Source organism: Serratia ureilytica, from assembly GCF_013375155.1.
Lineage (GTDB): Bacteria > Pseudomonadota > Gammaproteobacteria > Enterobacterales > Enterobacteriaceae > Serratia > Serratia ureilytica.
On the sequence record NZ_JABXOF010000010.1, the window covers coordinates 131,048 to 151,841 of the forward strand.

The following is a 20,794-nucleotide window of genomic DNA, read 5'->3' on the forward strand; positions in this document are numbered from 1 at the left end:
TCAGTCGGCCAATTCCAAAATTCTCGCCACTAGCTGCGAGAAGCTTAATCCAAACTGGCGCGCCGCCATCGGCACCAGGCTATGACTGGTCATGCCCGGAGAGGTATTCACCTCAAGCAGATAGAAGCTGCCATCGCTGTCTTGCATCACATCGACGCGGCCCCAGCCGCTGCAGTCCAGACCGCGGTAGGCGCGCAGCGCCAACGCCGCCATCTCGGCTTCCTGCTCGGCGCTCAAACCGCTCGGGCAGAAGTACTGCGTGTCGTCCGAAATGTACTTGGCCTGATAGTCGTAAAACACGCCGGCCGGCTGGATACGAATAGACGGCAGCACCTGGTCGCCCAGCATCGCCACGGTGTATTCCGGGCCGCTCAACCACTTCTCCACCAGCACATCGTCGTCATGGCGGAAGGCTTCTTCCAACGCCGCTGCCAACGCCGCGCTTTCGGTGACCTTGCTCATGCCAACGCTGGAGCCTTCACGGCTCGGCTTGACGATCACCGGCAGACCGAGATCCGCCACGCGCGCCAGCAGCGCCGCTTTTTCGGCGCCGAGATACAGCTGGCGATTCAGCGCCACGTAAGGCGCCACCGGCAAGCCCATCGATTGCCACACCATCTTGGTGCGCCATTTGTCCATGGTCAGCGCCGAGGCCATCACGCCGCTGCCGGTATAAGGCAACTCGAGAAACTCCAGCAGCCCCTGCAGGGTGCCGTCCTCGCCGCCGCGGCCGTGCAGCGCGATAAACACTTTGGTGAACCCCTGCTCTTTCAGCTGGGTCACCGGGAAATCGCGGGTATCGACGCCGTGCGCATCGATACCGGCTTCGCGCAACCCGGCCAGCACCGCGGCGCCGGACTGCAGAGAAACGTCACGTTCAGCGGAGGTGCCGCCCAGCAGAACTGCAACTTTATCAGCCATGGTGCTCCTCCTCTTTCTTCGGCGGCTGCAGTTTCAGCTCGGCCAGTTTACGGGCGATTTTGCCCACGTTGCCGGCGCCTTGCACCAGCACCAGGTCTTCATCCTGCAACAGCTGCGCCAGCGTTTCCGGCACGGTATCGGCATCGGAAACCAGGATCGGATCCAGCTTGCCGCGGCTGCGGATGGTGCGGCACAGCGAGCGGCTGTCCGCGCCCGGGATCGGCGCTTCGCCGGCGGCGTACACGTCGAGCATCAGCAGCACATCCACCTGCGACAGCACGTTGGCGAAATCGTCGTACAGATCGCGGGTACGCGTGTAGCGGTGCGGCTGGAAGATCATCACCAGACGCTTGTCCGGCCAACCGGCGCGCGCCGCTTTCAACGTGGCGTCCACTTCGGTCGGATGGTGGCCGTAATCGTCCACCAGCATCGCGCTGCCCGCTTTGCCGTTGACCGGCTCCAGCGGAAACTCTCCGAGGAAATCGAAGCGGCGCCCGGTGCCCTGGAAGCCCGCCAGCGCGCGCAGGATATCTTCGTCGTCGATGCCTTCTTCGGTCGCTACCGCCACCGCCGCCGCTGCGTTCAACGCATTGTGGCGGCCCGGCGCGTTCAGCGTCACCGTCAGCAACGGTTTGTCCTGACGGCTCAGGGTAAAGTGCCCCTGCGGCCCAATCTGCCGGTAGTCTTCGATGCGCACATCGGCATCTTCACTGAAGCCGTAGGTGGTGATATGACGACCCACGCGCGGCAGCAGCTCACGCACCACCGGATCGTCGATGCACATTACCGCGCGACCGTAGAACGGCAGGTTGTGCAAGAAATTGATAAACGTCTGCTTCAGGTTCTCGAAGTCGCCCTGGTAGGTGTCCATATGGTCGGCTTCGATGTTGGTGACCACGGCCACCATCGGCTGCAGATGCAGGAACGACGCATCGCTCTCATCCGCTTCCGCGATCAGATAACGGCTGGACCCCAGTCGTGCGTGGGTCCCCGCCGCCTTCACCAGCCCGCCGTTGACGAAGGTCGGGTCCAGACGGGCTTCGGCGTAAATGCTCGAGACCATCGCCGTGGTGGTGGTTTTGCCGTGCGTGCCGGCGATAGCGATGCCGTGGCGAAAACGCATCAGCTCCGCCAGCATTTCAGCGCGGCGGATCACCGGGATGCGCGCTTCACGGGCGGCGACGATCTCCGGGTTGTCGGCGGAGATGGCGGTAGACACCACCACCACGCTCGCATCCAGCACGTTTTCCGGACGGTGATTGAAATAAATCGTCGCCCCGAGCGCGCTCAACTGCTGGGTCACCGGATTCGGCGCCAGGTCGGAGCCGCTGATCTGATACCCTTCGTTTGCCAACACTTCGGCGATACCACCCATGCCGGCGCCACCGATGCCGACAAAGTGAATGTGCCGGACGCGACGCATCTCGGGCACGATAGTACGTAGTTTCGCCAGTTGTTGTGTATTCATCACTCTCTCTAATCCGGATCCGGTACCCCGGCCCTACATCACATTGCTTTTATTCAGGTTCGGCGCGCCGAACCCCTGCACTCGTTACTTGGCGAGCCGCACCAGCTCCGCCGCCACGCGCTCGGTGGCGTCCGGAATGGCGACCGCGCGCGCTTTCTCGGCCATGACCAGCAGCGTCTTGCGATCCCAGCTCGCCAGCAGTTCGGCCACCACATCGGCGTTGAACTGCGGCTGTTCGATAATCTTCGCCGCGCCGGCTTCTTCCAGCGGGCGTGCGTTCCAGTACTGTTGACGATCCTTGTGCATGAACGGCACGAAAATCGCCGGCAGCCCCGCCGCCGCGATTTCGCTGACGGTCAACGCGCCGGAGCGGCAGACCACCACGTCGGCCCAGGCATAGGCGGCGGCCATGTCGTCGATGAACTCGGTCACCTTGTGCTGCGTCTGCCCTACCCTCTCGTAGTCGCGCAACACCGTTTCCAGCGCGCCCTTGCCAACCTGATGCCAGAGCGTAATTCTATCGCCCAAACGCGCCGCGACTTCAGGAACTGTCTGATTCAGCACGCGGGCGCCCTGACTTCCGCCAATCACCAGCACGCGGATCGGGCCTTCGCGCCCTTGCAACCGCTCCGCCGGCAACGGCAGCGCCAACACGTCGGTGCGCACCGGGTTGCCCACCACCTCGGCGTTCGGGAACGCGCCGGGGAAGGCCTGCATCACTTTGGCGGCGATGCGCGCCAGCCAGCGGTTGGTCAAGCCGGCGATGCCGTTCTGCTCGTGCAGCACCACCGGGATGCCGCACTGCCAGGCCGCCAGGCCGCCGGGGCCGGAAACGTAACCGCCCATCCCCAGCACCACATCCGGCTGATAACTGCGCATGATGGCTTTCGCCTGCCGCACCGCCTGCCAGATCCGCAGCGGCGCCGTCAACTGGGCCTTCAGGCCCTTGCCGCGCAGGCCGGAGATGCGGATAAAATCAATCTCGATCCCGTGCTTCGGCACCAGATCGGCTTCCATTCGGTCTGCGGTTCCGAGCCAGCGCACCTGCCAGCCCTGCGCCATCAGATGATGCGCGACCGCCAGCCCCGGGAACACGTGCCCGCCGGTACCGCCTGCCATCACCATTAAACGCTTAGGTTTCCCGCTCATCCCTTACCTCTTCACAAACGCCTGAGCCTTGGTCAGGCGCGTTTCATAATCAATTCGCAGCAACAGCACGATCGCCGTCGACATAATCAGCAAGCTCGAGCCGCCGTAACTGATCAGCGGCAGCGTCAGACCTTTGGTCGGCAGCATGCCCGCGGCGGCGCCGACGTTAACCAGCGCCTGGAAGCTGAACCACACGCCGATCGCGCAGGCCAGGAAGCCGGAGAAGCGTTGGTCGATCTCCAGCGCGCGGCGCCCGATGGACATCGCGCGAAAAGCGACGAAGAATACCATTAACAGGGCTAAAACCACACCGATATAGCCCAGTTCTTCACCCAAAATGGAGAAGATGAAGTCGGTGTGCGCTTCCGGCAAATACTCCAGTTTCTGCACCGAGTTGCCGAGCCCCTGCCCCCAGAACTCGCCGCGGCCGAATGCCATCAGCGACTGGGTCAACTGGTAGCCGCTGCCGAACGGGTCGGCCCACGGGTTCCAGAACGAGGTCACGCGGCGCATACGGTACGGTTCCGCGATAATCAGCAGCACCACGGCGAACACGCCGGAGCCGATGATCGCCAGGAACTGCCACATTTTCGCGCCGGCCAGGAACAGCATCGCCAGCGTGGTGATGAACAGCACCACCACGGTGCCGAGATCCGGCTGCGCCAGCAGCAGCACCGCCAGCACCACCATGACGCCCATCGGCTTACAGAAGCCCCAGAAGTTGCTGCGCACCTCTTCCACCTTGCGCACCAGATAGCTCGCCAGGTAGCAGAACAGCGACAGCTTGGACAGCTCCGCCGGCTGAATACGCAGCGGGCCGAGCGCGATCCAGCGCGAGGCCCCGTTCACCGAGCTCCCCACCACCAGGACGATCAGCAGCATCACGATCGACATCAGCAGCATCACGTTGCTGTAGCGCTGCCAAACTTCCATCGGGATGCGCAGCGTCACCAGCGACAGGCCGAACGCCAGGCCGAGGTACAGCGCATCGCGTTTGGCGAACAGGAACGGATCGTCCGCCAGGCGTTGGCCGATCGGCATCGACGCCGAGGTCACCATCACGAAGCCGATGATCGCCAACCCGAAGGTCAGCCACAGCAGGGTGCGATCGTACAGCACCATGTTGACCGCGTCGTTGTCGCGCGCGCCGGTCACCCAGTCTTTCAGCCGTTCTGTCAGCCCGAAGTTCGGCAAGCGTAGTTTCATCCGCCAAGCTCCTGCGCCAGGCGGGCGAACTCATCGCCGCGCACTTCAAAATTACGGAACTGATCGAGACTGGCGCAGGCCGGCGACAACAGCACCATATCGCCGGGCTGTACGCGGCCGGCGATGGTGCGCATCGCCTGCTCCATGGTCTCGGTCAGCGTCGCCACTTCCGGCCGCAGCTGCGCCAGCTGGGCGCCGTCGCGGCCAAAGCAATACAGCCGCACGTTGTCGCCCTGCAGATAGCGCGCCAGCGGCGAGAAATCGGCGGACTTGCCGTCGCCGCCCAGCAGCAGATGCAGCGTGCCGTCCACCTGCAGGCCGTTCAGTGCCGCTTCGGTGCTACCGACGTTGGTGGCTTTGGAATCGTTGATCCAACGCACGCCGTTGTTCTCCCAGGCCAGCTGGAAGCGGTGCGCCAGGCCGGTGAAGGTGGTCAACGCCTTCAGGCTGGAGGCACGCGGGATATTGACCGCATCCGCCAACGCCAGCGCCGCCAGGGCGTTGGTGTAGTTGTGGCGGCCGGTCAGCTTCATCTCGCGCGTGTTCAGCACCTTCTCACCGCGCACCCGCAGCCAGGTTTCGCCCTGCTGACGGTTCAGGTGATAGTCGCCCACGTCCGCCCCGAAGCTAACGCAGCGTTCGTCGGCGCCGCGCACCGGCATGGTCAGCGCATCGTCCGCGTTCACCACGCACACCGCGGCGTTTTCATACACGCGCAGCTTGGCGCCGCGATACTGCTGCAGGCCGAACGGATAGCGATCCATATGATCTTCGGTCACGTTCAGGATGGTCGCCGCCGCCGCCCGCAGGCTATGCGTCGTTTCCAGCTGGAAGCTGGACAGCTCCAGCACATAAAGCTGACATTCCTGGCGCAACAGGCTCAGCGCCGGCAGGCCGATATTGCCGCCCACGCCCACCGCCCAACCGGCGGCTTTCGCCATCTCGCCCACCAGGGTGGTGACGGTGCTCTTGCCGTTGGAGCCGGTAATCGCCACGATCGGCGCCTGCGCCTCGCGGCAGAACAGTTCGACGTCGCCGACGATTTCCACGCCGGCGTCAGCCGCGGCGCTCAATGCCGGGGTCGCCAGCGCGACGCCCGGGCTGGCGACGATCAGATCCGCCGCCAGCAGCCAGTCCTGGTTCAAATCGCCCAGATGGCGCTCCACGCTTTCAGGCAGTTTGTCCAACCCTGGCGGCGCGATACGGGTATCCATCACGCGCGGCGTCACGCCGCGCGCCATGAAGAAATCGACACAGGACAGGCCGGTGAGGCCCAACCCGATGATGACGACTTTTCTACCCTGATAGTCTGCCATGATTAACGCACCTTCAGCGTTGCCAGGCCAATCAGCACCAGCATCAGCGAAATGATCCAGAAGCGCACGATCACGCGCGGCTCCGGCCAGCCTTTCAATTCATAGTGGTGGTGAATCGGCGCCATGCGGAAAATGCGTTGTCCGCGCAGCTTGAACGATCCCACCTGCAGGATCACCGACAGCGTCTCTACCACGAACACGCCGCCCATGATCACCAACAAAAACTCCTGGCGCAGCAGCACCGCGATGGTGCCCAGCGCGCCGCCCAGCGCCAGCGAACCGACGTCGCCCATAAACACCTGAGCCGGGTAGGTGTTGAACCACAGGAAGCCGAGGCCGGCGCCGACGATGGCGGTGCAGACGATCACCAACTCACCGGCATGACGCAGATACGGAATATGCAGGTAGTTGGCGAAGTTCATGTTACCGGTCGCCCAGGCTACCAGCGCGAAACCGGCCGCCACGAATACCGTCGGCATAATCGCCAGGCCGTCCAGACCGTCGGTCAGGTTGACCGCGTTGCTGGTGCCGACGATGACGAAATAGGCCAGCAGGATGTACAGCAAGCCCAACTGCGGCATCACGTCCTTAAAGAACGGCACAACCAGCTCAGTGGCTGGCGTGTCTTTTCCTACGGCGTACATGGCGAATGCGACAATCAGCGCAATCACCGACTGCCAGAAATACTTCCAGCGGGCGATCAGCCCTTTGGTGTCCTTACGCACCACCTTGCGGTAGTCATCGACGAAACCGACGATGCCGTAACCCACCAGCACAAACAGCACGCACCAGACATACGGGTTGGACGGGTAGGCCCACATCAGCACCGAAATGGTGATGGAGGTCAGGATCATGATGCCGCCCATGGTCGGCGTGCCGCGCTTGCTGAAGTGCGACTCGGGGCCGTCGTTACGCACCACCTGGCCGAAGGACATTTCTTGCAGACGCTTGATCACCCGCGGGCCCATCCACAGCGACAGGAACAGCGCGGTCAGCAGGCTGACAATGGCTCGGAACGTCAGATAAGAAAAGACGTTGAAGCCTGAGTAATACTTGACCAAATGCTCGGCCAGCCAAACTAACATGGTGCTTTCTCCTGTAACGCGCGTACTACCTGCTCCATTGCGGCACTACGTGAACCTTTGATTAACACGGTGATGACCGCATGTTCCGACAGTAATTCCGCCACGCGCGCGATCACTGCTGTCTTGTCCTGATAATGTTCGCCGTTGCCGGAAGCCTCGCTCAGCACGCGGCTCAACCCGCCGACGCTGATCACTTTATCGACCCCGGCCTGGCGGGCGGCTTCACCCACCTGACGGTGGCACTCTTCCGCTTCTGCGCCCAGCTCGGCCATATCGCCGACCACCATCACGCGGTAGCCCGGCATCTCCGCCAGCACCTGCGCCGCCGCGGTCATCGACCCGACGTTGGCGTTGTAGCTGTCGTCCAGCAGCAGCTTGCCTTCGGCCAGCGCCACCGGGAACAAACGCCCCGGCACCGCCTGCAATTGTTTCAACCCCTGACGCACCGCTTCGAGGGTGGCGCCCACCGACATCGCCAGCGCCGTGGCCGCCAGCGCGTTGGCCACGTTGTGGCGCCCCGGCAGCGGCAGCGCGATCTCGGCGGTGCCGAACGGGCTGTGCAGCGTAAACTGCGTGCCTGCGCCGTTCACCCGCACATCGTCCGCGAAGAAGTCCACGCCTTCGGCCGCCTGCGGCGAGAAGCGCCAGACGGTTTTGCCGCCCAGCATGCTCTGCCAGTGCGGCCAGTCGTTGTTATCGGCGTTGATGATCGCCACGCCGTCGGCCGGCAGGCCGGTAAAGATTTCACCTTTCGCCTGGGCGACGCCGGCCAGCGAGCCGAAGCCTTCCAGGTGCGCCGCCGCCAGGTTGTTCACCAAAGCGGTCTGCGGACGCGTTAATGCGGTGGTGTAAGCAATTTCGCCAATGTGGTTAGCGCCCAGCTCTATCACGGCAAAATCATGCTGCGGCTCCAGACGCAACAGCGTCAACGGCACGCCGATGTCGTTATTGAAGTTGCCGGCGGTATACAGCACTTCGCCGCATTCACGCAGAATGGCGGCGGTCATTTCTTTCACCGATGTCTTGCCCGAGGAGCCGGTCAGCGCCACCACGCGCGCCGGCACCTGCTGACGCACCCAGGCGCCAAGCTGCCCCAGCGCCAGACGGGTGTCTTTCACCACCAGCTGCGGCACGTCCACCAATAAGCGCTTACTGACCAGCAACGCCCCGGCGCCTGCGGCTACGGCATCCGCCGCGAAGTCGTGAGCGTCGAAACGCTCGCCTTTCAGCGCCACAAACAGGCAACCGGCGGTCACCTTGCGGGTGTCTGTCGTCACCTCGACAATTTGGCAATCGGCGCCGATCGGTTCAGCGCTCAATACCTCAGCCAGTGTCTGAAGAGAGACAGGGATCATGCCAGCACCCCCAGCAGTCGGGCGACCGTCGTGCGGTCGGAGTAATCCAGGCGGCGGTTGCCCACCAGCTGATAATCTTCGTGGCCTTTGCCCGCCACCAACACCACATCCTGCTCCTGCGCCTGCATGATGGCGCTGGTCACCGCTTCGGCGCGGCCGTGGATCACCAGCGCCTGCCCGGCATCCAGCAATCCGGTCAGGATATCGTTGATAATCGCGCGCGGCTCTTCGGTACGCGGGTTGTCATCGGTGATCACCACGCGATCGGCGAACTGCTCGGCGATGCCGCCCATCAGCGGACGCTTGCCCTTGTCGCGATCGCCGCCGCAGCCGAAGACGCACCACAGCTGCCCCTGGCAGTGCAGGCGCGCCGCTTCCAGCGCTTTCTCCAGCGCATCCGGCGTGTGGGCGTAATCCACCACGACCGTCGGTTTGCCCGGCGCGTTAAACACTTCCATGCGGCCGCAGACCGGCTGCAGACGGTTGCCGGTTTCCACCAGCGCCTCCAGCGGGTAGCCCAGCGACAGCAGCGTCGCCAATGCCAACAGCAGATTGCTGACGTTGAAAGCGCCCATCAGGCGGCTTTCGATCTCGCCGTCGCCCCAGCTGGAGCTGAACCGAACCGTGGCGCCGTTGTCGTGATAATCGACCGCCGTGGTTTTCAGCCAGCGGCCGTGACAGCCCGGCTGCAGGTTGCCCTGCATCGTCACCGCCACCGCATCCGGCAGCTTGCTCAGCCAGCGCTGGCCGACTTCATCGTCGGCGTTGATGATCGCCTGCCCCACATTGTGGGCGGCGAACAGCGACCATTTGGCCGCTTCGTAATTGGCCATGTCACCGTGGTAATCCAGGTGATCGCGGCTCAGGTTGGTGAAGACCGCGGCAGCGAACGGCAGCGCCGCCACCCGGTGTTGCACCAAACCGTGGGATGAGACTTCCATCGCGGCGAAGGTCGCGCCCTGTTCCGCCAAGTCGTTTAATACGTGTTGAACATCCACCGCAGAACCGGTGGTATTCTCGGTCGGGCAGACCTGGCCCAGCAGACCGTTGCCGACGGTGCCCATCACCGCGCTGGTTTCGCCCAGCAGTTGGCTCCACTGCGCCAACAACTGCGTGGTGGTGGTTTTGCCGTTGGTGCCGGTCACGCCGACCAGGCGCAGACGCTCGCCCGGCTGATGGTAAAAACGCCCGGCCAGCGCGGAAAGGCGCTGGTTCAGTTGGCTCAGGTAGATCACCGGCACGCCGTGCATCTCAACGATGGCGCCGTCTTCGGCCTGACCCTCAGCTTCGGCGATCACGGCGGCGACGCCCTGCGCAATGGCCTGCGGAATATAGCGGCGTCCATCCGTTTGATGGCCGACCACGGCGACAAACAGATCCCCGGCAGCCGCCACACGGCTGTCTAATGTCATTTCCCGCAGCGCGCGCCCGGGCGCCGTCGGCACCCACGGGGCGAGTAAGTCGCGCAAATTACGATCTGCCACCTGAACCCTCTTTCTTGTTAATCACTAATTCGCTTTTGTCACCGGTGGGCAACGCGTCAGGCTCGACGTTCATGGTGCGCAATACGCCGCCCATGATGGCGCCGAACACCGGCGCGGAGATTGCGCCACCATAGTATTTCCCACCCTGCGGGTCGTTGATGACGACCACCAGGGCAAAACGGGGGTTACTTGCCGGCGCGACGCCGGCGGTATAAGCGATGTATCGGTTGACGTATTTGCCGTCCGGGCCCACTTTTTTCGCGGTACCGGTTTTGATGGCGATACGGTATCCCTTGATGGCGGCTTTCACGCCGCCGCCGCCCGGCAAGGCCACGCTTTCCATCATGTGCACCACGGTGCGCACCAGAGGTTCAGGGAAAACGCGTTCGCCGGCGACCGGAGGGTCAACCTTGGTGATCGACAATGGGCGATACACGCCCAGACTGCCGATCGTTGCATAGACTCGCGCCAACTGTAACGGAGTTACCATCAGCCCGTAGCCGAAAGAGAAGGTGGCCCTCTCTATGTCAGACCACCGTTGTTTTTTTGGGTATATGCCACTGCTTTCTCCGACCAGCCCCAAATTGGTCGCTTTTCCCAGCCCAAAACGAGAGTAAGTATCTACTAACGCTGAGGACGGCATCGCTAACGCCAGCTTTGAAACACCGACGTTACTCGACTTCTGCAAGATCCCGGTCAATGACAGCTCCGAGTACCGCGCCACGTCTTTGATCTCGTGGCCCTGAATGCGGTACGGGATGGTGTTCAGCACGCTGTTTTCTCTCACCACGCCGTTTTGCAGCGCGGTCATCACCACCATTGGCTTCACGGTTGAACCGGGTTCAAAAATATCGGTGATAGCGCGGTTACGCATGGTTTCTTTCGGCGTACCGGCCATGTTGTTCGGGTTATAAGACGGGCTGTTGGCCATCGCCAGCACTTCGCCAGTGTTCACGTCGATCAGCACCGCAGTGCCCGATTCGGCCTTGTTGAACGCCACGGCGTTGTTCAGCTCGCGATACACCAGCGCCTGCAGGCGCTCATCGACGCTCAGCACCAGGTTATGCGCCGCCTGGCTATCGACGGAGGAGATATCTTCAATCACTCGGCCGAAGCGATCCTTGCGCACCGTTCTCTCGCCCGGTTGCCCGGTCAGCCAGCGATCGAAGCTCTTCTCGACGCCTTCGATGCCTTGCCCGTCGATGTTGGTCACGCCGATGATGTGCGACGTCACCTGCCCCGCCGGGTAGTAACGGCGCGACTCCTGCCGCAGGTAGATCCCCGGCAGCTTGAGTTTGTGGATGTAGTCGCCGATCGCCGGGTTAACCTGGCGCGCCAGATAAACGAAGCGCCCTTTCGGGTTGGCGTTGATGCGGTTGGAAAGCTGGTCCAGCGGGATGTTGAGCGCATCGGAAAGCGCTTTCCAACGGCTGTCCAGCGTGATGCCGCCGCGTTCGTTCAGCTCTTTCGGATCGGCCCACACCGCATTCACCGGCACGCTGACCGCCAACGGGCGGCCGGCGCGATCGCTGATCATGCCGCGCGCGGTCGGCACTTCCTGCACGCGCAGCGAACGCATGTCGCCTTCTTTCACCAGACGATCGGGGTTGATGACCTGCAGGTACGCGACGCGCAGCATCAGGCCAACCATCGCCAGCAAAATGCAGCCGCACAGCAACGCAAAACGCCAGCTGACAAAGCTGGCCTGATCTTCCTGGCGTCTCAACTTACCGGGGCGCGCTGCTTTCATGCGTTTCCTTTCTACTCCGTGTCATTATTCCGGTTAAACCATTCATTGTTTAACGATGATATTTTCCTGCGATGGATCAACGTGTTGCATCTGCAGTTTTTCTGTCGCGATACGTTCAACCCGGCTGTGATCGCCGAGGGCGTTCTCTTCTAAAATCAGGTTGCGCCACTCGATATCCAGCGCATCGCGCTCCAGAACCAGCTGCTCGCGTTCGGCGGTCAGCAGGCGGGTGCGGTGCGCGGTGGTCACCACGAAAATCGCGGAGACCAGTGACGCAATCAGTAAAATCATGGGGATCTTGGCGTTGCGCAGCAGATCGCCGCCAATCACCCCGACCAGGCCGTGACGTTCGTTGCCAATCACGCGGGCATCCTCTCAGCAATGCGCAGCACCGAGCTGCGCGCACGCGGGTTGTCCGCCACTTCCGCTTCCGACGGCATCATTTTGCCCAGCGCTTTCAGCGTTCGCCCGCCCATGCCGCGCAGTTGCTCCTCGGTCAACGGAATGCCCGCCGGCACCTGGGCGCCACGGCTGTGGTGTCGCATAAAGCGTTTGACGATGCGGTCTTCCAGCGAATGGAAGCTGATGATCGACAAACGGCCCTGCGGGGCCAGCACTTCCAGCGCGCCGTCGAGCGCACGCTCGATCTCTTCCAGCTCGCTGTTGATATAAATGCGGATCGCCTGGAAGCTGCGCGTCGCCGGATGCTTGTGCTTTTCACGGAACGGGCTGGCATCGGCGATCAGATCCGCCAGCTCTTTGGTGCGCGTCATCGGCTCCACGCGGTTTCTTTCGACGATGGCGCGCGCGATGCGCTTGGCGAAACGCTCTTCGCCGAAGGTTTTCAGCACCCAGGCGATGTCGTCCGCTTCGGCCTTCATCAGCCACTCTGCGGCAGACAGGCCGGTGGACGGATCCATGCGCATGTCCAGCGGACCGTCGCGCATAAAGGAGAACCCGCGCTCCGCGTCGTCAAGCTGCGGCGAGGAAACGCCCAGATCGAGCAGAACGCCGTCGATCTTGCCCACCAGCTCGCGCTCCCGCACATAGTGCGACAACTCGGAAAATGGGCCGTGTACGATGGTAAAACGAGGATCTTCAATAGATTTGGCGGCTGCAATCGCCTGAGGGTCACGGTCAATTGCCAGCAAGCGCCCTTCCGGCCCCAGTTGGGACAGAATCAGACGAGAATGGCCACCGCGACCAAAAGTACCGTCGATATATATGCCGTTGCTGCGGATATTGAGGCCGTTGACGGCTTCGTCCAGCAGGACGGTGGTGTGTTTATAGTTTTCCAACATGCTTATAGCGACAAGTCCTGTAGCCGCTCAGACAACGGTTCCTGAGTCGACTGTTCAGCGTCAATATCATCCTTGACTTGTTGATACCAGGTCTGTTCATCCCACAGTTCAAACTTGTTGAACTGACCGACCAGCATCACTTCTTTCGTGAGCCCGGCGTGTTGCCGCAGCGTACTGGCTAACAGCAAACGACCGGCACTATCCATCTGACACTCACTGGCATGTCCCAACAGTAGGCGCTGAACGCGGCGCTCGGCGGGATTCATGCTCGACAGACGTGATAATTTTTGTTCAATAATTTCCCATTCGGGCAAAGGATAAAGCAGCAGGCAGGGCTGATGGAGGTCAATGGTACAGACCATTTGGCCTTGCGATTCCTCGTTGAGCAATTCCCGATATCGGGTAGGTACGGCGAGCCGCCCTTTGCTGTCGAGGTTGACCATCGTCGCTCCACGGAACATTCCTGAGCTACCCCTTAGTGACCGTTTTCACCACTTTACCCCACAAATTCCCACACAATGGAGTTTACGGAGGGTATGAAAACCTTGTCAAGCCAGAGCGCCAGCGCTTTGGCAATATTTCTCTGGTCATTTTGGGAGCTGACTCGCGAAAGAAACTCTGATTATTCGACGATTAAAAATTAACACCATGATAAACGGAGAGAATTTTCTAGGCGGAAAGAATCTGATTAAAAACCTGACGAACTGGCGATTAATTAACTCATTACTTCCTTCTGCAAGCCATGTCTCATTTTTCAGCTCGGCAATCTCAGGGCTGTAACCGCTGCCGCCCCGCGCGCGCCAAGGCTCGGCGCCTGACGAGTCGACCGCAGAATAAGGCTATAACTCCTTGAGTTAATAACGCTCAATCGTTATTCACCGTGAAACTGCGCGCTATTTTACTTCAATTTGCACCGCCATGATGAGAGCACGGCGAAAATAAATGGCTCGGATATTACGAGCAGAAGTAATTTCGATTTAAATCAATTTGGTAAGATTATTCCCAAAACACCTGTTTACAATTATGGTTTCATTTTCTTACACCTTTATTTCCACAATTTTTGCCGGAAAAATCCCCCCGCGGACACAAAAAATCGCAACAGCATGTTTTTAATAGGTTTATTTAAAAACACCGATTTTAATCTCTCCATCCCTTCCTGCGCCCCGGCCCTGCGGGACAAAAACCGAACAAATGTTAAAAATAAAAATATAAACCTAGTTAAAAAACACAAACCAGATCAGTAAACTATATAAAAAGCAAAAAACCAGAGTTAACAACCACGAATTATAAAATTAACAGTACATTAACACAAAAGGGGAGATACATGCTTTCGCCCGCCGCACACTGGCGCAGCGCCGCTGCCGATACGTTTGCACTGGTGGTGTACTGCTTTATCGCCGGTATGGCGATTGAAGTGTTGATCTCCGGCATGAGCTTCCAGCAATCCCTCTCTTCACGCCTGTTGTCGATCCCGGTCAACATTCTGATCGCCTGGCCTTATGGCCGCTATCGCGATCTGTTTATCCGCACGGCGCGTCGTTGCCCGCACGGCCAGTTCCTACTGCGCAATCTCGCCGATCTGCTGGCTTATGTCAGCTTCCAGTCGCCGGTTTATGCTGCAATTTTATGGAGCGTGGGCGCCGACGGCCAACAAATGCTGGCGGCGGTAACCAGCAATGCGCTGGTCTCCATGGCGATGGGCGTGGTGTATGGTTACTTCCTGGAATACTGCCGACGGCTGTTTCGGGTGGCAGGTTACGTCTAAAGGAGCCCGCCAACGCGGGCCCCTGTCAGGCAAACTACTTGCGGCTCAGACTGCCGCGGCGGAACAGATTGCGGCGAATGCGCGTCAGCCCCGGCTTGGGTTTACGCGGTTCGTCCAGGCTGGCCAGCACCAGTTCCAGCACGCGCTCGGCCACGTCGCGATGGCGCTGCGCTACCGCCAATACCGGGCACTCAAGGAAATCCAACAGTTCATGATCGCCGAAGGTGGCGATCGCCAGATCGGTCGGCAAGCGGCCGCGTTGCTTCAGCGTCACGTCCATCACGCCCTGCAATAAAGAGAACGACGTGGTAAACAGCGCCTGCGGCATCGGGTGCGTTTTCAACCATTCGGCAAACAGCGCGCCGGCGGCTTCGCGTTCGTAGCTGTTGGCGTACAGGTAATCGACGTGGCGGGGATCCTCTTGCCAGGCCTGACGGAAGCCCTGCTCACGCAGGAAGCTGACCGAAAGCTCCGGCAAGGCGCCCAGGTACAGCACCGACTCCGCCGGGAAGGTGCGCAGCTCCTGCGCCAACGCAAAAGCGTCTTCCTGATCGGCGCCCACAACGCTGATGAAATGCTCGCGATCCAGCGCGCGGTCCAGCGCGATGATCGGCAGCGGATCGTTGGCCCAGCGTTGATAGAAAGGATGCTCCGGCGGCAAGGCGGTGGAGACGATGATGGCGTCCACCTGACGCTGCAGCAGGTGCTCAATGCAGCGCATTTCGTTGTCCGGCTGATCTTCGGAACAGGCGATCAGCAATTGGTAACCCCGCTGGCGCGCCTGGCGCTCCAGGTAGTTGGCGATGCGGGTATAGCTGGTATTTTCCAGATCCGGGATCACCAGGCCGATAGAACGGGTGCGCCCGGCGCGCAGCCCCGCCGCGACGGCATTCGGGTGATAGTTATGCTCCCTGACCACGGCCATCACTTTCTCGACGGTTTTATCGCTGACACGATACTGCTTCGCCTTGCCGTTGATGACATAACTGGCCGTCGTGCGCGAAACGCCCGCGAGACGCGCGATTTCATCCAGTTTCACATTAACCCCTTAATGACGCTGAAAATAGAAGTGAAGGCTGTGCTCGGATTAACCATGGCATCCCGTGCGGTTATTCAATCCAGCCTCTGCGATCTAACAGCAGAAAACACTACCTAGCAACCGCTTTTGCCGAAAGGTGCCGGCAATCGGGCAAAAAAGGCCGAAAAACAAAGGGCGCAGCCACGCCGCGCCCCCGATTATTCGCCGCCAGACCGCGCTCAGCGCATGATTTTGTCGCCGCGCGACACGCCGACCACGCCGGAACGCGCCACTTCCACAATCTCCGCCACTTCACGCACCGCGCTCAGGAAGGCGTCCAACTTGTCGCTGGTGCCGGCCAGCTGCACCGTATACAGCGTCGCCGTCACATCGACGATCTGGCCGCGGAAAATATCGGCGCAGCGTTTCACCTCTTCACGGCCGTAGCCGCTGGCCTGCAGCTTCACCAGCATGATCTCGCGTTCAACGTGAGCGCCCTGCACCAGCTCGCTGACGCGCAACACGTCCACCAGCTTGTGCAACTGCTTCTCAATCTGCTCCAGCACTTTCTCATCGCCGACGGTCTGGATAGTCATGCGCGACAGCGTCGGATCGTCGGTCGGCGCCACCGTCAGGCTCTCGATGTTGTAACCGCGCTGGGAGAACAACCCCACCACGCGCGACAGGGCGCCGGATTCGTTTTCCAGCAAGACAGATAAAATACGGCGCATGATCAGGTCCTCTCCGTTTTGCTAAGCCACATTTCGTCCATGCTTCCGCCGCGGATCTGCATCGGGTAGACATGTTCGGTTTCATCGACGGTCACGTCGACGAACACCAGCCGCTCTTTTTCCGCCAGCGCCTGCGCCAGCTTGCTTTCCAGCTCATCCGGCGTGCGGATGGCGATGCCGACATGGCCGTAAGCCTCGGCCAGCTTGACGAAGTCCGGCAGTGAATCCATGTAAGACTGCGAATGACGGCCGGAATAAATCATGTCCTGCCACTGCTTGACCATGCCCAGATAGCGGTTGTTGAGGTTCACCACCACCACCGGCAGGTTATATTGCAGCGCGGTGGACAGCTCCTGAATATTCATCTGAATGCTGCCGTCGCCGGTCACGCACACCACGGTTTCCTCCGGCAGCGCCAGCTTGACGCCCAATGCCGCCGGCAGGCCGAAGCCCATGGTGCCGAGGCCGCCGGAGTTGATCCAACGGCGCGGTTTGTCGAACGGATAATAGAGCGCGGCGAACATTTGGTGCTGGCCGACGTCCGAGGTCACATAGGCGTCGCCTTTGGTCAGGCGATGCAGGGTTTCAATCACCGCCTGCGGCTTGATGGTGCCGCTGTTTTTGTCGTAGCCCAGGCAGTCGCGGGCGCGCCACTGCTCGATAGACTGCCACCAATCGCGCAGCGCATCGTGATCCTGCGCTTTCTCGTCCTGCGCCAGCAGCTCCAGCATCTGCACCAACACCTGCTTGGCATCGCCGACGATCGGGATATCGGCGTCCACCGTTTTGGAGATCGAGGTCGGATCGATATCGATGTGCAGCACGGTGGCATCCGGACAGTATTTGGCCAGATTGTTGGTCGTACGATCGTCGAAACGCACGCCGACGGCGAAGATCACGTCGGCATGGTGCATGGTTTTATTGGCTTCATAGGTGCCGTGCATGCCGAGCATGCCAACGCTCTGGCGGTGGGTACCGGGGAAGGCCCCCAACCCCATCAGGCTGCTGGTCACCGGCAGGTTCAACTGCTCCGCCAACGCCAACAGTTCGGCTTCGCAGCCAGCGTTGATCGCGCCGCCGCCGACGTACATCACCGGCTTTTTGGCCGCCAGAATGGTTTGCAGCGCGCGTTTGATTTGCCCGCGGTGGCCCTGCACCGTCGGGTTGTAAGAACGCATGCTCACGTCCTGCGGATAGGCATAAGGCATCCGCACCGCCGGGCCGACGATGTCTTTCGGCAGATCGATCACCACCGGGCCGGGGCGGCCGCTGGAGGCCAGGTAAAAGGCCTTCTTCAACACCGCCGGGATGTCTTCGGTGCGTTTCACCAGGAAGCTGTGTTTCACCACCGGCCGAGAAATCCCCACCATATCGCACTCCTGGAAGGCGTCGTAGCCGATCAGCGAGCTGGGCACCTGCCCCGACAGGACGACCATCGGGATCGAGTCCATATAAGCGGTAGCGATACCGGTAATGGCGTTGGTGGCGCCGGGGCCGGAGGTCACCAGCACCACGCCCACTTCGCCGGTGGCGCGCGCGTAACCGTCGGCCATGTGCACCGCACCTTGCTCGTGGCGCACCAGAATATGATCGATCCCTCCGACCGTATGCAGGGCGTCGTAGATATCGAGCACCGCCCCGCCGGGGTAGCCGAATACATGTTTAACGCCCTGATCGATCAACGATCGGACGACCATCTCGGCTCCTGACAACATCTCCATGGGTTTGCCTCCAGGCTTGCTTATTCTTCTCTGGCGCCGGAACGTAGCGCCTGCTGCGGGGCAATGCCCCTAAATTTTTATGGGTTGTCGCTATCGAATTAACATAACGTCAGAATATGGGGCAGGCAAACGGCAAAATGGCTTAACGACGGCGGGGTTATTGCCAAGCGGCTGGAGATCGCGACTTTATAAAAACAATGCGCTAGCCCCAGGGGCGTCAGGCTAGGCATTGTTTCGAACAGAGGGAAAATTACAGAACTAAATCAGGCGAAGAATATGCCGTTTTTTTCGCCGAACGCGCGGTCCGGCGGCGGCCTCAGCCCTGTTCCTGATACATGGAGTCGATTTCACGCTGATAGCGCTGCAGGATCACTTTGCGGCGCAGCTTCAGCGTTGGCGTCAGCTCCCCCAGCTCCATGGAAAAGGCCGCCGGCAGCAGCGTGAACTTCTTCACCTGCTCGAAGCGCGCCAGCTCCTTTTGCATCTCGCGCAGACGCTTTTCGAACATCTCGAGGATTTCACCGTTGCGCAGCAGCTCCAGGCGATCCTGATACTTCAGGTTGACTGACTTCGCGTACTCTTCCAGCGACTCAAAGCACGGCACGATCAGCGCGGAAACGAACTTGCGCGCATCGGCGATGATCGCCACCTGCTCGATAAAGCGGTCCTGCGCCAGCGTGCCTTCCAGCATCTGCGGCGCGATGTATTTGCCGCCGGAGGTTTTCATCAAATCCTTAAGGCGCTCGGTGATGAACAGATTGCCCTCTTCATCGATCGCCCCGGCATCGCCGGTTTTCAGCCAGCCGTCTGCGGTAAAGGTCGCGGCGGTTTCCAACGGTTTGTTGAAATAGCCGCGCATCACGATCGGCCCGCGCACCTGGATTTCATTTTCTTCACCGATGCGCACCTCGACCTCCGGCAGCGGTTTGCCGATAGAGCCGAAGCGGAAATGCCCTTCTTCCCAGCAGGACACGGTCGCACAGGTTTCGGTCATGCCATAGCCGTACTTGATATTGACGCCCATCGCCTGGAAAAACAGGATCACATTGTCATCCAGCTTGGCGCCCGCCGCCGGCAGGAAGCGCACCCGGCCGCCGAGGATGCCGCGCAGCTTGCTCAATACCAGCTTGTCGGCCCAGCGATGAGAGAGTTCGAACAGTTTACCCAACGGTTTGCCGGCCCGCTCCTGAAGGAACTTGCGCTCCCCGCAGACGATCGCCCAGTGGAACAGCGCGCGGCGCAGCCAAGGCGCGCGCGCCACTTTTTCATGCACCGCGCTGAAAATCTTCTCGTAGAAACGCGGTACCGCGCACATCAGCGTCGGGCGAACCTGCCCCATCGCTTCCCGCACCCAGTCGGTGTTCGGCAGGAAGACGTTCTGCGCGCCGGAATGCATGACAAAGAAGCTCCAGGCACGCTCGAACACATGCGACAGCGGCAGGAAACTGAGCGACACATCCTCTTCGCCGACCGTCAGTCTCTCATCATGCAGGTAGAGCTGCGCCGCCAGGTTGCGGTAATCCAGCATCACCCCTTTGGGCTCGCCGGTGGTGCCCGAGGTATAGATCAGGGTGAAGAGGTCCTGCAGGTCGCACTCTTCAATGCGCTGCCGACGTTGAGCGATAAAAGCCGTCGGATCGGCGGCATGCTCGAAGGCGCTCAGGTGTCGCGCTATCTCGCAGCCGCGCAGGTCGGCATCTTGGTCAAACACGATAATATGGCGCAGCTGTGGGCAAACGCCGCGCAGCGCGATGGCCGCGTCCAACTGCGCCTGTTCGCCGACGAACAGTATGCGAATGTCGGCGTCGTTGATGACGAAGGCCGCCTGCGCCGGCGTATTGGTGGAATAGAGCGGCACGCTGACGCCGCGCAGGTGGAGAATCGCGAGATCGGCCAGCGACCAGGCCATGCCGTTATTGGCGAAAATGCCGATGCGCTCTTGCACTTCGGCCCCCAGGGCCAACAGCCCGGCGGCAATGCGATCGATGCGAACGGCGGCCTCTTCCCAGGTCAGTTGAAACTCGCCGTTGGGCGACCATTGGCGAAAAGCTGTGCGATCGGCTCGGTGGGTGATTTGATGCTGTATACGATGGATCAAATGGTATTGCAGCAGATTAGTGATCATAGTGCTCTAAGCCTGAAATGAATCATACAGTTAAGCCTGAACGACGCCTTACGGCCCTCATCTCAGCTTACACGTGTTTACTTTTTTCCGCGCAGTCTACCTACTCTCAGGCAGGGGGAAAAGCGATTTCAGCGTAGAAGTGTGAGCCAAAACTCAGGCCGGCTTTCGCGCTTTCATGGGTTGGACAGAACGGGAAGGAAAAGGTTTGCTGGCGGCAATAAAACGCGGCCCATCCGGGCCGCCGCATCGAGTTAGTTAAAAATACCAGTCGTAAAGTAAAAATCAGAATATTAATTTATATTAATTATTTTTGGTAAACGAACCAACTCACCCTGAAAATAAGTTATTTAATCGCCGCAAAACCAAGAAACATCTTAATAAAAACCCAGATAGTTCTTA

Annotated in this window: 17 protein-coding genes; 1 reads left to right on the plus strand and 16 read right to left on the minus strand. The window is 60.6% G+C overall.

Translation table 11 applies throughout. The features are described from left to right. The 12 genes from HWW83_RS18800 to mraZ form a co-directional block, all read right to left on the minus strand. The gene (locus HWW83_RS18800) at positions 1–921 is read right to left on the minus strand and encodes a D-alanine--D-alanine ligase (RefSeq protein WP_033651670.1); all 921 of its coding nucleotides are present in this window, start codon (positions 919–921) and stop codon (positions 1–3) included. Then, positions 914–2,389 (minus strand): UDP-N-acetylmuramate--L-alanine ligase, encoded by a 1,476-nt coding sequence (murC, locus tag HWW83_RS18805; RefSeq protein ID WP_025301571.1) that lies wholly within the window; start codon positions 2,387–2,389, stop codon positions 914–916. Before murC ends, HWW83_RS18800 begins: the two co-directional genes overlap by 8 nt. An 84-nt stretch (positions 2,390–2,473) precedes the next feature. Beyond that, a complete protein-coding gene (gene murG, locus HWW83_RS18810; RefSeq protein WP_103101742.1) occupies positions 2,474–3,538 on the minus strand; it encodes an undecaprenyldiphospho-muramoylpentapeptide beta-N-acetylglucosaminyltransferase in 1,065 nt (354 codons plus the stop codon). 3 nt (positions 3,539–3,541) lie between these two features. After that, a complete protein-coding gene (gene ftsW / locus HWW83_RS18815) occupies positions 3,542–4,744 on the minus strand; it encodes a cell division protein FtsW (protein WP_015376649.1) in 1,203 nt (400 codons plus the stop codon). Further along, a complete protein-coding gene (gene murD, locus HWW83_RS18820; RefSeq protein WP_033651671.1) occupies positions 4,741–6,060 on the minus strand; it encodes a UDP-N-acetylmuramoyl-L-alanine--D-glutamate ligase in 1,320 nt (439 codons plus the stop codon). Before murD ends, ftsW begins: the two co-directional genes overlap by 4 nt. Before the next feature lie 2 nt (positions 6,061–6,062). Further along, positions 6,063–7,145: a phospho-N-acetylmuramoyl-pentapeptide-transferase gene (mraY, locus tag HWW83_RS18825; RefSeq protein ID WP_004932782.1), complete on the minus strand. Its 1,083-nt coding sequence runs from the start codon at positions 7,143–7,145 to the stop codon at positions 6,063–6,065. Next, complete coding sequence (murF, locus tag HWW83_RS18830; RefSeq protein WP_033651672.1) at positions 7,139–8,500, minus strand: UDP-N-acetylmuramoyl-tripeptide--D-alanyl-D-alanine ligase; 1,362 nt, start codon at positions 8,498–8,500, stop codon at positions 7,139–7,141. Before murF ends, mraY begins: the two co-directional genes overlap by 7 nt. Next, positions 8,497–9,984 carry a UDP-N-acetylmuramoyl-L-alanyl-D-glutamate--2,6-diaminopimelate ligase gene (murE, locus tag HWW83_RS18835; RefSeq protein ID WP_033641853.1) on the minus strand — a complete coding sequence of 496 codons (1,488 nt, stop codon included), beginning with the start codon at positions 9,982–9,984 and terminating at the stop codon, positions 8,497–8,499. Before murE ends, murF begins: the two co-directional genes overlap by 4 nt. Next, the gene (locus HWW83_RS18840; protein ID WP_004932790.1) at positions 9,971–11,734 is read right to left on the minus strand and encodes a peptidoglycan glycosyltransferase FtsI; all 1,764 of its coding nucleotides are present in this window, start codon (positions 11,732–11,734) and stop codon (positions 9,971–9,973) included. Before HWW83_RS18840 ends, murE begins: the two co-directional genes overlap by 14 nt. Before the next feature lie 42 nt (positions 11,735–11,776). Then, a complete protein-coding gene (ftsL, locus tag HWW83_RS18845) occupies positions 11,777–12,097 on the minus strand; it encodes a cell division protein FtsL (RefSeq protein ID WP_033651674.1) in 321 nt (106 codons plus the stop codon). Next, complete coding sequence (rsmH, locus tag HWW83_RS18850; RefSeq protein WP_004932794.1) at positions 12,094–13,035, minus strand: 16S rRNA (cytosine(1402)-N(4))-methyltransferase RsmH; 942 nt, start codon at positions 13,033–13,035, stop codon at positions 12,094–12,096. Before rsmH ends, ftsL begins: the two co-directional genes overlap by 4 nt. A 2-nt stretch (positions 13,036–13,037) precedes the next feature. Beyond that, entirely contained in the window at positions 13,038–13,496 is a 459-nt protein-coding gene (mraZ, locus tag HWW83_RS18855; RefSeq protein ID WP_004932796.1) for a division/cell wall cluster transcriptional repressor MraZ, read from the minus strand. Between the two features lie 863 nt (positions 13,497–14,359). On the opposite strand from mraZ, the gene HWW83_RS18860 reads away from it, so the two are divergent. Continuing rightward, on the plus strand, positions 14,360–14,800 hold the full coding sequence (locus HWW83_RS18860) for an L-alanine exporter AlaE (protein WP_033651675.1): 441 nt from the start codon (positions 14,360–14,362) through the stop codon (positions 14,798–14,800). A gap of 34 nt (positions 14,801–14,834) precedes the next feature. Here the strand turns inward: HWW83_RS18860 and cra are convergent, their stop codons facing one another. From cra to HWW83_RS18880, 4 genes are all read right to left on the minus strand, one after another. Then, a complete protein-coding gene (gene cra, locus HWW83_RS18865; RefSeq protein WP_004932801.1) occupies positions 14,835–15,839 on the minus strand; it encodes a catabolite repressor/activator in 1,005 nt (334 codons plus the stop codon). Between the two features lie 218 nt (positions 15,840–16,057). Next, positions 16,058–16,549: an acetolactate synthase small subunit gene (ilvN, locus tag HWW83_RS18870; protein ID WP_004932806.1), complete on the minus strand. Its 492-nt coding sequence runs from the start codon at positions 16,547–16,549 to the stop codon at positions 16,058–16,060. Positions 16,550–16,551: 2 nt separating this feature from the next. Continuing rightward, positions 16,552–18,270 (minus strand): acetolactate synthase 3 large subunit, encoded by a 1,719-nt coding sequence (gene ilvI, locus HWW83_RS18875; RefSeq protein WP_028127857.1) that lies wholly within the window; start codon positions 18,268–18,270, stop codon positions 16,552–16,554. A gap of 316 nt (positions 18,271–18,586) precedes the next feature. Then, positions 18,587–20,395: an AMP-dependent synthetase/ligase gene (locus tag HWW83_RS18880; protein WP_047025199.1), complete on the minus strand. Its 1,809-nt coding sequence runs from the start codon at positions 20,393–20,395 to the stop codon at positions 18,587–18,589. Between the last annotated feature and the right edge of the window lie 399 nt (positions 20,396–20,794).

Bases quoted from the DNA above. Each gene is read 5' to 3' on its own strand.
- rsmH (WP_004932794.1), bottom strand. From the start codon at position 13,035: ATGTTGGAAAACTATAAACACACCACCGTCCTGCTGGACGAAGCCGTC.
- murC (WP_025301571.1), bottom strand. From the start codon at position 2,389: ATGAATACACAACAACTGGCGAAACTACGTACTATCGTGCCCGAGATG.
- HWW83_RS18880 (WP_047025199.1), bottom strand. From the start codon at position 20,395: ATGATCACTAATCTGCTGCAATACCATTTGATCCATCGTATACAGCAT.
- ilvN (WP_004932806.1), bottom strand. From the start codon at position 16,549: ATGCGCCGTATTTTATCTGTCTTGCTGGAAAACGAATCCGGCGCCCTG.
- murG (WP_103101742.1), bottom strand. From the start codon at position 3,538: ATGAGCGGGAAACCTAAGCGTTTAATGGTGATGGCAGGCGGTACCGGC.
- HWW83_RS18860 (WP_033651675.1), top strand. From the start codon at position 14,360: ATGCTTTCGCCCGCCGCACACTGGCGCAGCGCCGCTGCCGATACGTTT.
- ftsW (WP_015376649.1), bottom strand. From the start codon at position 4,744: ATGAAACTACGCTTGCCGAACTTCGGGCTGACAGAACGGCTGAAAGAC.
- murF (WP_033651672.1), bottom strand. From the start codon at position 8,500: ATGATCCCTGTCTCTCTTCAGACACTGGCTGAGGTATTGAGCGCTGAA.
- mraY (WP_004932782.1), bottom strand. From the start codon at position 7,145: ATGTTAGTTTGGCTGGCCGAGCATTTGGTCAAGTATTACTCAGGCTTC.
- murD (WP_033651671.1), bottom strand. From the start codon at position 6,060: ATGGCAGACTATCAGGGTAGAAAAGTCGTCATCATCGGGTTGGGCCTC.
- ilvI (WP_028127857.1), bottom strand. From the start codon at position 18,270: ATGGAGATGTTGTCAGGAGCCGAGATGGTCGTCCGATCGTTGATCGAT.
- HWW83_RS18800 (WP_033651670.1), bottom strand. From the start codon at position 921: ATGGCTGATAAAGTTGCAGTTCTGCTGGGCGGCACCTCCGCTGAACGT.
- HWW83_RS18840 (WP_004932790.1), bottom strand. From the start codon at position 11,734: ATGAAAGCAGCGCGCCCCGGTAAGTTGAGACGCCAGGAAGATCAGGCC.
- mraZ (WP_004932796.1), bottom strand. From the start codon at position 13,496: ATGTTCCGTGGAGCGACGATGGTCAACCTCGACAGCAAAGGGCGGCTC.